The 13,257-nt window shown below is 58.8% G+C and carries 12 protein-coding genes; 6 read left to right on the top strand and 6 right to left on the bottom strand.

Features of this window, described 5'->3' with window-relative positions; genetic code table 11:
* Positions 1-373: 373 nt before the first annotated feature.
* Genes VQH23_RS20185 through VQH23_RS20175 form a run of 3 tightly spaced genes read right to left on the bottom strand, consistent with a single transcriptional unit; the run spans position 374 to position 2,681 of the window.
* Entirely contained in the window at positions 374-1,795 is a 1,422-nt protein-coding gene (locus VQH23_RS20185) for an exonuclease domain-containing protein (protein WP_073135257.1), read from the bottom strand.
* A gap of 14 nt (positions 1,796-1,809) precedes the next feature.
* Positions 1,810-2,331: an ImmA/IrrE family metallo-endopeptidase gene (locus tag VQH23_RS20180; protein WP_073135255.1), complete on the bottom strand. Its 522-nt coding sequence runs from the start codon at positions 2,329-2,331 to the stop codon at positions 1,810-1,812.
* Entirely contained in the window at positions 2,328-2,681 is a 354-nt protein-coding gene (locus tag VQH23_RS20175) for a helix-turn-helix domain-containing protein (RefSeq protein ID WP_073135253.1), read from the bottom strand. The genes VQH23_RS20180 and VQH23_RS20175 overlap by 4 nt, the downstream gene beginning before the upstream one ends.
* A 164-nt stretch (positions 2,682-2,845) precedes the next feature.
* Between VQH23_RS20175 and VQH23_RS20170 the strand changes: the two genes are divergently transcribed.
* The 6 genes from VQH23_RS20170 (at position 2,846) to nucC (ending at position 6,698) form a co-directional block, all read left to right on the top strand.
* Positions 2,846-3,067: a DUF2188 domain-containing protein gene (locus VQH23_RS20170; RefSeq protein ID WP_073135251.1), complete on the top strand. Its 222-nt coding sequence runs from the start codon at positions 2,846-2,848 to the stop codon at positions 3,065-3,067.
* 83 nt (positions 3,068-3,150) lie between these two features.
* The gene (locus VQH23_RS20165) at positions 3,151-4,074 is read left to right on the top strand and encodes an AAA family ATPase (RefSeq protein ID WP_099095840.1); all 924 of its coding nucleotides are present in this window, start codon (positions 3,151-3,153) and stop codon (positions 4,072-4,074) included.
* Positions 4,071-4,547 (top strand): hypothetical protein, encoded by a 477-nt coding sequence (locus VQH23_RS20160; RefSeq protein ID WP_073135247.1) that lies wholly within the window; start codon positions 4,071-4,073, stop codon positions 4,545-4,547. Before VQH23_RS20165 ends, VQH23_RS20160 begins: the two co-directional genes overlap by 4 nt.
* Complete coding sequence (locus VQH23_RS20155; protein ID WP_073135245.1) at positions 4,544-5,044, top strand: HORMA domain containing protein; 501 nt, start codon at positions 4,544-4,546, stop codon at positions 5,042-5,044. The genes VQH23_RS20160 and VQH23_RS20155 overlap by 4 nt, the downstream gene beginning before the upstream one ends.
* Positions 5,044-5,940: a CBASS oligonucleotide cyclase gene (locus VQH23_RS20150; RefSeq protein WP_073135243.1), complete on the top strand. Its 897-nt coding sequence runs from the start codon at positions 5,044-5,046 to the stop codon at positions 5,938-5,940. The genes VQH23_RS20155 and VQH23_RS20150 overlap by 1 nt, the downstream gene beginning before the upstream one ends.
* 32 nt (positions 5,941-5,972) lie before the next feature.
* Positions 5,973-6,698 carry a CBASS effector endonuclease NucC gene (nucC, locus tag VQH23_RS20145; RefSeq protein WP_099095839.1) on the top strand — a complete coding sequence of 242 codons (726 nt, stop codon included), beginning with the start codon at positions 5,973-5,975 and terminating at the stop codon, positions 6,696-6,698.
* Positions 6,699-6,805: 107 nt separating this feature from the next.
* Here nucC and VQH23_RS20140 read toward each other — a convergent pair whose 3' ends face one another.
* The 3 genes from VQH23_RS20140 to VQH23_RS20130 are packed head-to-tail and all read right to left on the bottom strand — an operon-like array spanning position 6,806 to position 13,252.
* Positions 6,806-8,851 (bottom strand): ATP-binding protein, encoded by a 2,046-nt coding sequence (locus tag VQH23_RS20140; protein WP_099095838.1) that lies wholly within the window; start codon positions 8,849-8,851, stop codon positions 6,806-6,808.
* Complete coding sequence (locus VQH23_RS20135) at positions 8,848-10,170, bottom strand: SIR2 family protein (protein ID WP_073135237.1); 1,323 nt, start codon at positions 10,168-10,170, stop codon at positions 8,848-8,850. The genes VQH23_RS20140 and VQH23_RS20135 overlap by 4 nt, the downstream gene beginning before the upstream one ends.
* A 43-nt stretch (positions 10,171-10,213) precedes the next feature.
* Complete coding sequence (locus tag VQH23_RS20130; protein WP_099095837.1) at positions 10,214-13,252, bottom strand: type III restriction-modification system endonuclease; 3,039 nt, start codon at positions 13,250-13,252, stop codon at positions 10,214-10,216.
* Positions 13,253-13,257 lie beyond the last annotated feature (5 nt).

The following is a 13,257-nucleotide window of genomic DNA, read 5'->3' as shown; positions in this document are numbered from 1 at the left end:
CTTCCCGCCCCGCTTCCCAGGGGGCGGGCGCGGTGGCCCCCCCTAGCCCCTCACTCCCACTCGATTGTTCAGATAGCCTATAAGGCTTTGAAAACTATAGGATAACACCCCATTTCGACGGCCATTTTCCGATTGCATGGCCGTCAAAATTGTACGCTTTTGATTTCATTGGGAAAACTGCCAGAAAAATATTTTCGCGGGTCCGGCATCTATCGAGGTCAATCGCCGCTCAGAGCCCGTTCTTTTGCCTGCCGAGCGTTACTCAGAGGACTGCCCGAAAGGAACATCAACGTCATTTAGCAGCATACGTACCTTGAATCGAGTGAGTGCTGAAGCCTGATTGCTCCACCCCCATCGACGGCGCTTGGGCGCGCTAACGCGGCTCGACGACAAACCGCCGGGCGCGGAACTCCGTTACACGTTTGATACGATGAGTGAGGTATTCGCGATAGCTGGACAAGATCCCGTTGGCGTCAGCACCATTTTCAGCCAACAGCCGCTCCGTCTCGTCAAGTGCCTGACGCAGCGTAAAGCCCCCAGCGGCATGGTCTATCAGACGGTCGGTCAAGTCACACTCCACACCAAGCTTCACGTCATCCGACAAGGCCGACCGGCCGCCGTAGTAGATCAATCGCCGACCAAAAACCCGGAGCCGTTCATCGTCAAATTCTTGAACGATGGCCGCCGCCTCCCCCCAACCCACGGTATGGAATTTTGCCATGCGATCCTCGTCATCTCGACCAGGAAAGCCCTCGTAGATCCGCCCTTCCACATGGCTAGACGGCGAACGACGTGCTCGCGTCGCCACGAAGGCCTCAATGATCCGAGAGCGCAGCGCCGTATCTTCCTTGATGCTCCGGGCACGTCTCTCCAGATCATCAATGTCGGCGCCGTCGAGCATGGCGTCGGGCGCATCGTAGAAAGCTGTCAATGTAGGGGCAGCATTGATTCGGAGCCTTCGGACAGGACTTGGTTTTGCTGACAAGTAGCTCTGGAACGCCTCTTCCGTCATCACAGCAAGCTCTTCGCGGGCGACGTCCAAACGTAAGCAGAACCTACCATTGGGCTGATCCGGATCTGCGCCGATACACACAACCGGCGTGTGATAGGGCGCATTGCCAAAAAACTCGGTGAGGAAAAACCCGTCTTCGGTGTCGACGAAATCTCCAACAGTCGCTTTCTTCGAAAAGCGCACGAAGCGATGCCAGAGTTCGGGCGATCGTTCATGGACGCGGCGGCAAAGACCGAGCGTGGCAACCACATCACCCATAGCGTCGTGCGCGTCTGTGTGAGCAACGTCATTTGCCGATGCAAGCTGTTCCAGACGAAAAATCGGGCGCCCTTCTGGCCCGTAGGGAACAGACAGGCTGGCCGGTGATAGACCCGCCGCCGCCATTACAAGGCCCAGAACATCGGCGCGGGAATTACCGTGGCTGCTGGTGAGATAAGCTGGCTGCAGCGTCTGAAAAAATGCGTGCCTGAGCATTTCCTCGTCGAACCGGATGGAGTTGTAGCCCACAAAAATCGACGGAGACCAGCACAGGAGCTTTTCTCGGATAAGGAGGACCATCTGATAGTGCGACGGCAACCCCTCATCGGTGAGGCGTTCAATTGGCAGCCCGTTTGTCAGAAGTGCGCTCGGGTGGGGAACGACATGCGGCAAAAGACGTGAGCGCGCCTCGAACCGATCGACCTCGTTGAGATCGTTGTCAGTCCGTATTGCCGCGAAATGCACGATCTGATCGAAACCATGCCTGAGCCCCGTTGTCTCCGTGTCGAAGAATACGAAGCCCATACACACCCCCTCGCCTAGAAATGACTCGCTAGGCGGAACCGCATCGCGGATGCACTCACCCGGAACTTTTTTGCAAGCACCTCAATCCCGACGTCATCCTCCATGTCCAGTCCACTAGCGTCCAGGGCATTCGCAAGGAATTCTCGAGGCATAAGTAGCTCAGACGCAAATGCGTTGGCCTCGATTTCCAGAGGGTCGATTCCCTGTGACGAGACGTCATCGCGCAACAGAACCCGAAACCCTTTGTCGACATGCACGGCCTTCTGGATATTCGCGGCATGCAACACATGATGCCCAAGCTCATGTGCGGCCGTAAACCGTTGCCGGTTCGGGTGATGCAAGGCGTTCACGCCGATGATACCGATGCCGTCCTTTATGAAGGCCATGCCGGAGAGATCGTCCTCCAGAGGCGCATACTGAAGTACAACGTTCCTAGCCTTGATAATGCGCTCAATGGGAACTGGGGCTCCCTTCACTCCGAACTCCCGCAACATCCTGCGCGCAGCTTCCCGCGCCATTTCGGGGTTGGCGGTCACGACCCGGCTCTTCCGGAACTATGGCGCGCAAGCGCATCCGCGATCAGATCATTGATCTGCGCCTTGCCGCGAGCGGTCACTGTTTCGTCTGACAAGATCATCTGCATATCCTCACGGGGCTGTGGTTTTGGCACGGCGGGTAGCAAATCGGCGGGCTTTGAAAATTCCAGCGCCGACGCGAGACTGTAGACGTGATGCAACAACACGTTCTGCCGGCCGCTCTCGATATTTGCCACTGACGCACGCGACATACCCACTTTGGCTGCCAGCTCGGCTTGGGTGAGTTCAAGTGTCTTTCGCCTCGAAGCGACAAGCTTCCCGAACGCTACATAGATCGACTCATCTGGCATTCCCAATGTTTGCGTTCCACACCGCACGATGTCAATGTCACAAACACAATGTGCTTAATATTGTCATTTAAAATGTGTGTATTGACAACAATCCAGCGTCCTGAAATTGGTTAGGCGTCGGTGAATGTCCGATTCGGGCAGCGGCGAGCAGGAAGGAAGTCAGAATGTCAAAACGCATCCATGTCGTTCCCCACGATTCCGGTTGGGCGACGCGCCGTGAGGGAGCTTCCCGCGTGGGAACGACACACAGCACCCAGGCGCAGGCAACCGAAGCAGCGCGCAACACCGCGATCCGCGAGCGCGGCGAGGTGGTGATACACCGTCCCGACGGTCGCATCCGGGACGCCAACTCCTACGGCAACGATCCCTTCCCTCCGAAGGGGTAAGCCCAGCGGCCGCAGCCGCTTGGGCTCAGTTTTTCCAACTTTCGCATTCAACCCGCCAGGCAGGCGACGCGAGGACGATCACGATGCAGAAGCTGACGGCGGTGCAGAACGAGGACTTCAATCAACCCAAGGGCATCCAGCGCGCACGCCGGCTTCCCGATCCCGCGCTCGGAGCACTCTGGAATTCGATCATCCTGGACGAGCGCCTGAAGGCCCAGCTCCTCTCGCAGGCGATGCTGAACTTCACGATGCGCGGTAAGGTCGACCGTAGTGTTATTCCGCTCCACGGCGTCATTATGCTTGTCGGACCACCAGGGACCGGCAAGACATCTCTCGCTCGCGGATTGGCACATCGTACCGCCGAGACATTTCCTGGCGGCGGGTTCCGCCTGCTCGAAGTCGAGCCCCACGCGCTAACCAGTTCGGCGATGGGCAAGACCCAGCGTGCGGTCTCGGAGCTGTTCTCACAGTCGATCGCCGAAGCGGCCGCCGCAGGACCGACGATTGTGCTCCTCGATGAAGTCGAGACGCTTGCCGCGGACCGGTCGAAAATGAGCCTGGAGGCCAATCCGATCGATATCCACCGCGCAACCGATGCCGTGCTCGTTCAACTTGACGCTCTGGCCGAACGGCATCCGAACCTGCTGTTCCTTGCCACCAGCAACTTTCCCGAGGCGGTCGACGCGGCCTTCACCTCGCGCTGTGACCTGGTCGTCCATGTGCCGCTGCCCGATCGTGAAGCGTGCGGGCTTATCCTGAAGGATTGCCTGACTGGTCTCGGCAAGACCTATCCAGCCATCGCGAAGCTGCCGACGACCTCGGGTTTCGACCGCTGCGCGGCCGAATGCGTCGGGCTCGACGGACGCGCCATCCGCAAGATGGTGGCCAACGCCTTGGCCAGCAGCCCGCAAACGGCCATGAATCCCGAACGCGTCACGCTCGAGGATCTGTTAGGCGCGGCGCGCGCTGCCAAGGCGGGCCGTATGTCGGGAGGCAAGGCGTCATGAGCACCGTTGCCAGCCGCACATTCAAGAGTACGCCCGAGCGCGACGCCTCACGGACCTGGACGGCGATCGTTGATCTCTTGACTCAGGGCAAGGCAGGAGATGCACGGACGGAGCTTCTTGCCGTCACCGGTGTCGCCGCCAGTGTGATCGCTGATCAGGCGCCCAAGGACGCCGCGATCACAGTCACCTGCGATGGTCCGCGCACGCGCATCTATTGCCTCTATGACGATGACGCCATCGACGGTTCCGGTGCGAATGAAGACTCCCTTGGCTTTGACCCGCTGAAAGGGGATTGGCGGGTATCGCTGCCTTGCCTGGCGGACGATCTCGCATGGGTCCAGGCTGCGCTCAAAAAGCACAGCACACGCATCACGGCGCGCGATCTTGATGCGGCTGTCTCCAGCGCAGACGAGTCGGCGACCACGAAATCACAGACCCTTATATTCGATCCGAAAGGGTTTCTGGGCTCATGACCAGCGTCGCTGTCAACACCTATACCCACTCTGTCACCTATGTGGCTGACAACATCCTCAAAAGCTTGAAGGACATCATCCGCCTTGTGGGCCTCGATCCAACCGAGTTTGTCGGCGACTGGGAACTGCACATGCGCGGTGTGCAGACCTGGTTGAACACTGGCGATCTCGAAACCGTAAAGCTGGAAATCTACAACCCGAGAACGGACGCGCTGATTGTCCGGTGGGACATCGACATCGCCTATGGCTGGTCCGGAGGCGATGGCGGTTTTTGGACGGATACCGAGCAGCTCAAATACGCCATCAGAAAGGCGGGGCTGGTTCCGAGCGAGGCGCGGTATCGACTCCTTCTTCAAAGCAAGCCGGGACGTCCCGACGTGGCTGGGTGGAGCAAGGCGAGCGGCCGTTCGACGGAGGGCATGGTTCGTCAAAGCCTCGGGACGACTGTCGAACACAGCGGCCTTGGCGCCAGCACCTCTTATCTTAGGAGAGCTTGATGCTCACGATCGACGAAGCGTTCCGGAAATTCAAAAGTCGATTGGAATTGAACGATCGTGAGCAGGCAAACGCCTCCGCGCGCCAGAAGGAAGTCCGGGATTATCTGGACACCAAGTTCAAGATCGACCGGAGCTTCCTGACCGGATCCTATGCGCGCTGGACCAAGACAAAGCCATTGAAAGACGTCGACATCTTCTTCGTCTTGAAACCGTCGGAAGATCACTATCGTTCCAAAGCGCCATCGGTTGTGCTGACTGATTTTCACAACGCCTTGGTCGAGAAGTACGGCGACAAGGCCAAGAAGCAGAACCGCTCGATCAACGTCGATTTTGGCGTGAGGGCGGATGCCGAGGATAACACCGATTACCGAGTCATCAGTGTCGATGTCGTTCCTGCTTTCGACAAAGATGAAAATTTCGAGATTCCTGATAACGAAATCGGCAAGTGGATCGGGACCAACCCTCAGACCCATGCCGCAGAGGCAACGACCGCACATCAGGCCTATTCAAACGAATGGAAGGGTCTCGTGCGGATGTTGAAATACTGGAACAACAACCCCAAGCACGGCGAGAAGCCGGTGAAGCCCTCGTTCCTCATCGAAGTCATGGCAATGCAATGTCTTTATGGCGGCTGGGGTGGCAGCTTTGACCGCGAGATTCAGGGGTTCTTTGCAACGCTCGCGGCCCGGGTTTTCGACGAGTGGCCTGATCCCGCCGGCCTCGGTCCGCCGATCAGCAACAGCATGGACACGGCCCGCAAGACGCGGGCGCGCGACCTTCTGCGTGCAGCGGAGCGTGAAGCAACCGTTGCAATCGACCATGTCCGCCACGGCCGTAACGGAGAGGCGTTGCGCGCCTGGCGGGAATTGTTCGGCCCGAAATTTCCGCTGTCTTAACGACAGCCATCAAAATCCCACGGAGTTTTTCGATGTCGGAATGGTCCTTGTCCCAGCTTCTTTCCTCGTTGCATGAAGACATTCAGCAGCGTCTCGCAACCGTCCGAAAGTCGTTCAGCCACCCGGGGACGAAGGGCGATGCCAGCGAGAATGTTTGGATCAGCATGCTGGAGACATATTTGCCGAAGCGCTATCAGGCTTCCAAGGCGCATGTTGTCGATAGCCTGGGCAACTTCAGCCAACAGATCGATGTTGTGATTTTCGATCGCCAGTATTCACCCTTCATTTTCACATATGAGAACGAGACGATCATCCCGGCCGAGAGCGTCTACGCCGTCTTCGAGGCAAAGCAGACGGCGAATGCCGGCCTAGTGGCATACGCGCAGCAGAAAGTTGCAAGTGTCAGGTGCCTTCACCGCACGAGCCTACCGATTCCATATGCCAAGGGCGTCTATCCCGCGAAACCGTTGATCCCGATCTTGGGCGGCCTCCTGACTTTTGAAAGCGAATGGAGTCCTGCTCTCGGAGCCTCATTTGAGAAGGCCCTGGCCGCCGACGTTGGTGACGGGCGGCTCGATATCGGCTGTGTCGCCTCACATGGCCACTTTTTCTTCGATCAGCCGACCGCGAGCATCAGCTTCGTCAACGAAAATAAGCCTGCGACAGCATTCCTGTTCAAGCTGATTTCTCAACTGCAATTCAGCGGAACCGTTCCGATGATCGATGTGGAAGCCTACGGACAGTGGCTAACCAAATAGGTGATCGGCTGTCCGTCCAGCACATCGAAAAAGTGAAATATCTATTCGCGCAGCTGAGGAAGCTGGATGACCCGGGAGTCCCTGCGGCCTCCAGCGTCTCCAGCTGGTCACAAAATGTCATCGTCCGACGCTGCGTTTACTATCAGCGCCTCGCCCTCAGCCGCCACAGCGGCATCGGCCGGACGGAGCGCTAGGCGGATGTCAGCGGCTCGACCTTCCTCGTGAAACCACAGATCGACCACGGCGGTATCATCACTGCGCGGCCGCGGCGATGCCTCCCTGACCTTGAAGGTCGTTGGCAAATTAACCGACGTTCCAAATACCAGCGCGTGCTGCCGAGGCAATGACGGCAACCGCTTCAGGACCGATTCTGAGATGAACGGCGTCATCTGGCGGATCTGGGAGAGATCGTCGGGATTCTGGATTCGGTGAACCAGGAAGTTGGAGCACTGGCTGAGAACCGTCTTGGACAGCTCGCTCGGGCGCTGAGACGCCAGCAGCACGAACATGCCGTATTTGCGTCCTTCCTTGGCGATGCGCTCGAAAATCTTGGTGGCGTCGATGGAAAAGCGGGACGGCGCAGATGCGATATATCTATGAGCCTCTTCGAGCAATAGGTGTATCGGGAAGCGGTTTCTCGGTTCCGCATGGCGAAGAAACCGAAAAAGCATGCGTGCGATGACCGCACTGACCAGCTCAACGATTTCATCTTCGACAGAATTGAGATCAATAATAATGACTTGATTGCGTTTGGTGAAAGATTCTCCGGCCGCCCTTTGCAGGCCGACGATGTTGGTCAAAAATTCCAGATCGCTCACGGCTGCGGCAACGTCGGTTCCTTCGTGACGCAGAAAGGCATATTCTGTTCTCTCCTGGAGGGATCTGAGGCGCGTAACCATGGACGAGCAGTAGTCTCGGATTTGGCGATTGCCGTGAGCCTCCTCATAGAGGATCGCGAAGTCGAGACACTCGTGCAGCTCATCAAAAGAGAATGGTGTCCGATTATAGGCTGGTAAGGGCGCGTCCTCCCGGAGCTTTTTTCTCACTTCGTCCAGGAACGCCGATTGGTTGTTTCCCGAAAAATTTCCATACTGAAAATTGGGATTAAAGCGGTTCAGAAGCGCCATATTTAGGTCGGTTGTCGGATACTTCTGGAGAAGGGAGACAACGCGCTGAAATTTTGATACAGGGGAGTCGCCATCTGCCCCTCGAAAACACTCTATGATGCAGGTGGCGACAAAGTGCTCGCGCAGCGCCAGAGCTTCTGGCGTATTGGCATGAAAAAGACTTGTCAGACCTAACGCTGTCCGAAGGACCGGCAGCTGTGTTCGCTCGCTGGCCTGCAAGAGCAGTTCCCATTCTGCCATCTCCAGGAACCAATGCGGCATACGGAAGCCAGCCGCCGTGCCGTCGAGGATGACGCGCTCGACCCCGATGGCTCCCTCCTTCGCGGAAGCGGCCAGCGCGGCGTGATACTCGCCATTGACGTCGAAGACGACGAAGGTCGCGCCGCGGGCGTGATGCTCCTCCGGCTTGCTGAAAAGGGACTGCAAGACCGAGGCAACCGTGCAGGACTTACCGCTGCCGGTATTGCCCAGGATGGCAACATGACCGCCGAAGAACTCGTTCAATCGAACCTTGATGTCGTAGTTCTCGAACACTACCGACTTGCCTATGGGCAGAACCCGATAGCGCGTGGCCCCTTCGGGTTCGCCGGCGCCGCCATCCGGGCCGACTGACGGCTCGACGGCCGCCTCGGTCTCGAAGATGCGATCGAGTTCGCCGTCCAGCGCATAGAGTGCGTCCGCATATAAAGACGGGAAAACGGACACACCGAAACGGAACGCGCCGCCATGCATCGGCAACATGCCGACCGGCACCACGTCCAGATACTTCGAGGAGCCGGCCCTGTCGAAATCGCCGCGCTCGGACGGCGTGCTCGCGTCGCGCTCACGCAGGCCGACAACCTCGACCACGACATATTCCGACTGCGACGGGATCATCAGGAACGATCCCAGCCGCGCCACATAATGCACGCCGTCGAAGCCAACGACCGTGAAATTGTCGGTGCCGGCGTGCATCTCGACGACGAAACGGTCGGCCGCGACCGACACCACCTTGCCGATCGCGCGCTTGCGATCATCGTGGCTCATGCCCCGCCAACCTTAGTCTCGTCATCCCTCTTCGGCGCCAGTTCGGACAACACCTTGCGAACGGCGTCATCGATCCTGTCGCTGGGGCGCTGTGGCATGAAATGCTCGACGATCATGTCGAAGTAGTGAGCCCTGGTTCCCTCGGCAGGACCGTCGCCCCCGATGATCCAGATGCGCGGGTCTCGCAGCGCTCGCAGCTTGGCGATCTCGCCGCCCGTATCCGGCGCCGCGAAGATCACCAGACGGAACGTCGGGATCGTTAGCGCCTGGTAGATAATGTTGTTCAGGTGCTCATCGCCGAAGGCGTAGCCGGCCGTGATGAGAACGCTCTGCTCGCGCACGATCCGGGACTGAAATTCCCGAAACATGTCTGCATAGGGCGAGCCGAGCGAAGAGTTCTGTTTCGCCGGCGTCGGATAGATCAGCATCTGGTTCGTGGATTCCGGCGGCCAGACTTCCTTGATCGGGAACAGGCCATGATCGTCTTCGGTCCAAGTGACCGAGCCATGCAATTTGCAGAGATAGACGAAGGCGTCGACGGCGGTCCACTTGCGGCTGGCGACGTCGAGCTGTTCGGCCAGGGCATAGCGGAAGATCGCCGGATTGAAGCGACGTTCCACGACGCCGGAAAAGCCGTTGGCATAGGGAATGCCAAGCCGATCCATCGCCAATTCGCTGAAATGATCATAGTTGGTCGTGAACACCCACGGTCGGGGCAAGGACCGATCGCGCAGGACCAGCTTTTTGTAGAACCGCTCGTAGAGGTCGCGCACGGTGGTGTCGCCGTCCGTGGCGAAGGCCCCTTGGGTGACACGTGTCCAGAGGAAATCCTGGACCTTCTTGATAATGCCGTCGAGAACAGCGCGGTAGGGGTGAAGAGCGGCATTCTCGCTCTGGCGCAGCACGAACCGCTGCGCGAACAGCACCTCCATCAGGCGTTCCAGGTTGCGGCTGTAATCCTTCGCCAGATCGATCCCGAGTGCATCGAGATATTCGAGTTCGTCCTTGGTCAGTCGCCATGGCGCCGGGGCAGCGCCGACCACCGGCGGATCGGCGTAGAAGCCCGCCGCGCGCGCATCGAGGGTTTCTCCGCAAAACTCCTTGGCCAGGGGCGCCATGGTTGCAATGCCGAGTTCCTTTTTGCCCTTCATCAGGGAGGAACATCCGGCGCCGAGCAAGAACGCGATGTTCTTGGCATTCATAGCCTCGGAAATCGCCTGGCGGGCACTCTCGATCCCCTTGTTCCAGTCGAGGCTATTCGGTTCAGAATTGCCATCCCGCAGAAAATGAAATCTGGCTTCTCTGGCGTCTTCGTCCATTGAATCTCCCCTGCGCTCACTGCATCAGGTAACCGCCTCAACTCTATGCAGCAGCTCGCCCCACGATATCCATGAGCTTCTCGTAACTCGTCACCACGTCATACTTGACCCGATCCTCGGACACGCGCTGACCGATCTCGTCGAAGAATTTCCGCGCGCAAGCGATCTTGGTGTTCTCGATCTCGCGGAGCTTCATCGAGGACATGGTGCCCTTGGTCTCGGCAACGAAGTAGATGTGCTTGACGCTTCCCTCCTTGAAGGAGATCGCCCAATCGGGGTTGTAGTCGCCCACCGGCGTCGGGATCAGGAAGCCGCGTGGCAGCTTGGCGTAGACCACCACCTCGCTCGCAGTATCCAGCTCGTCGGCAAACTTTCGTTCGATCTCGGAGTCGGTGACCACGTAATCGTACACGTGCCGCTTGAGCTTGGCCGATGCCTTGGAGAAGTCCTGGCCAGTCTGGTTCGCAGTGAAGATGTCGACGTCGTAGCGCTCAGCGAGCCCGTCATAAGCAAGCCGCTCGATCACCATCGTGGCCTTCTGCTCGGCAATGATCCGCGACGCCTCGGCGATGAAGTGCTCTGGATTCTCCTTGAACTGCCCGAACACGCTGGCCTGGATGCTGGTCAGGATTTCGGCTGCACTCTTGCGAGTGAGCTCAGTATTTTCGGCGACCTTCCCGAGGAGGTCGTACTTCACAAGCGAATGGACAGATCCGCCGCGTTCGGTCGTTGAGCGTGTCAGGGCAAAACCATCACCTGCCTTCAGCTGTTCGTCCGTTAACCCGTCACCCTGTATGCCGGTCTGAACCGTGTACTGGAGCGGCGTCACGCGAAGCTGGCTATCAAGGGCGCTTACGCACTTTCGGACCAATTCATCGGAGTCGAACTCGACCCGATAAACAGCCTTCTGATTGATACGCCGCCAGAGCTCCTGGAACTCCTTTTTCTCGAAATTCTCATTGAGCGGATTTGTCTTTGGCTTGCGGCCGTCCTCGACCTTCGGGAGCTGCGCATCGCTGAACACACTGTCGATGATCTGGAAAATCTGATCGGCATGCACCTTCAGCTCATCCGGCAAGGCCGCCAGGGTTCCGGCCTCCTTCGCCTGGTGGTAGGCGCTGGTGATCTGGTCTGCGTCGTCGGAATAATCGTTCTTCACGAGGTAGCGGTAAATCTGCTTCGCCATGGCCGGCGTGATCTCGATCGGGCCAGCATCGGTCGTGATGGTCTTCCCGGTGAAATAGGCCTCCGTCGCCTTCCGCGGGCGCGACGTCAGCGTGTCGGCGATCTCCTTCTGGAGGCCGGCCACGAAGTTATTGTAACTCTCGCTGGCGACGACCGTGAGGACGTTGATGTCATGGACGACTGCGGGGTTGTCCATCCGGTCGCCATTCTGATCGACCGACAGCCGGAGTCCCCGGCCCACTTCCTGGCGCCGTGAGACGGTGTTGTCGCTGTGCTTGAGCATGCACATGACGAAGACGTTGGGATTGTCCCACCCTTCGCGGAGTGCGGAATGCGAGAAGATGAACCGCGTGGGTTCTGCGAAGGACAGCAGCCGTTCCTTGTCCTTCAGGATCAGGTCGTAGGCGTCGACATCGTCTGAATCGACCGATCGCGCCCCGACGGCGGGGTCCTTCAGCCGGTTGGTCTTCTTGTCGATCGCGAAATAGCCGTTGTGCGTCTTGGCTGCATCGATGCCCGCCAGGTGCTTCCGGTAGGCGTCGTTATCAATCGCCAGCTCAGCCAGATATTCTGCCTTGAGAAGCTCGTACTCCTCCTCGAAGACGCGGGCGTACTCGCCCTTCTCATCCGGCTGTGCGTAATCGCGGTACTTCACGACCTCGTCGATGAAGAACAGCGACAGCACCTTGATGCCCTGGGCGAAGAGCTGCTTCTCCTTGTCGAGATGCGCCTTGATCGTCTCGCGGATTTGGATGCGCCGGATGTCGCGCTCGGACACATCGCCGGTCGCCTCCCCGGCGCGGAGCACTACGCCGTTGGTGAACTCGACCGTGTCGTTGCGCGCGTCGATCTGGGAGATCGTGAAGCCGTCGCGGTACTGGTCCAGCTCGCCGGACTCGGCGAATAGGTCGTCTCGGAACTCCAGTCGCTTGAGCTGACGCTTGATCTCGCCGCTCGCGAGCTTCACCTCGATTTCAAGCCGGGCTACCGGCGCCTTTTTCGATATCTCGATCCCCTCGAGGTAGAGGTAGGCGTTGGTGCCGGCGAGCCCCCGCGTCTGGATGCCCCGGACGGCGATCTTTTTCACCAGCTTCTGGTTATAGGCGTCGAGCGCATCCAGCCGGTGAACACGGTTGTGCTGCGTCTTATGGGTCGCCGAGTAGCGCAGGATCATGAGCGGCTTGAACTTCGGCAGCGCCTCCATCGTGGCTGCGCCTTCCATCTTCTGCGGCTCGTCGAGGATCAGGATCGGCCGATTGCTGGCGATGACGTCGATGGGCTTGCGTGATTGGAAGTCGTCCAGCTCCTCATAGATGCGGCGGTTGTCAGCGCCGCGCGCCGCGAACGCCTGGATGTTGATGATCATCACGTTGATGCCGGCGTCCGACGAGAAGCTCTCCAGCTCGTGCAGCCGCTTGGAATTGTAGATGAAGAAGCGCGCCTTCTTTCCGTAGCTCTCGGTGAAGTGGTCGGCGGTGATCTGCAGCGACTTGTGGACGCCCTCCCGGATGGCAATCGACGGCACCATGATGATGAACTTCGACCAGCCGTAGCGCTTGTTCATCTCGAAGATCGTCTTGATGTAGCAATAGGTCTTGCCGGTCCCCGTCTCCATCTCGATGTCGAGGTTGATCCGGCATCCGGCGCTGGCGACCAGCTTGTCGGAAAGAGGCAGGTTCTGGCGGCGCTGGACGTCCTTGATGTTGGCCAGCACCTGAAGCTCGGTCAGCGCGAGATCGGGGTTCTTGAACCCCTCCTCGAAGGCGCTCGTCTGAGCCTTCCGGCCGGGATCGATCCGGTAGGTAATCCCGTTCGACATCGGCTGTCCGGCGAAGCAGTCCACGACCGCAGTCACGGCCTGCGTCTGATAGGGTTGGACCTTGAATTTAAGCTTCATGGCCA

It is taken from the genome of Pararoseomonas sp. SCSIO 73927 (assembly GCF_037040815.1).
GTDB lineage: Bacteria > Pseudomonadota > Alphaproteobacteria > Acetobacterales > Acetobacteraceae > Roseomonas.
This window is presented reverse-complemented; position numbering and strand designations above follow the sequence as displayed.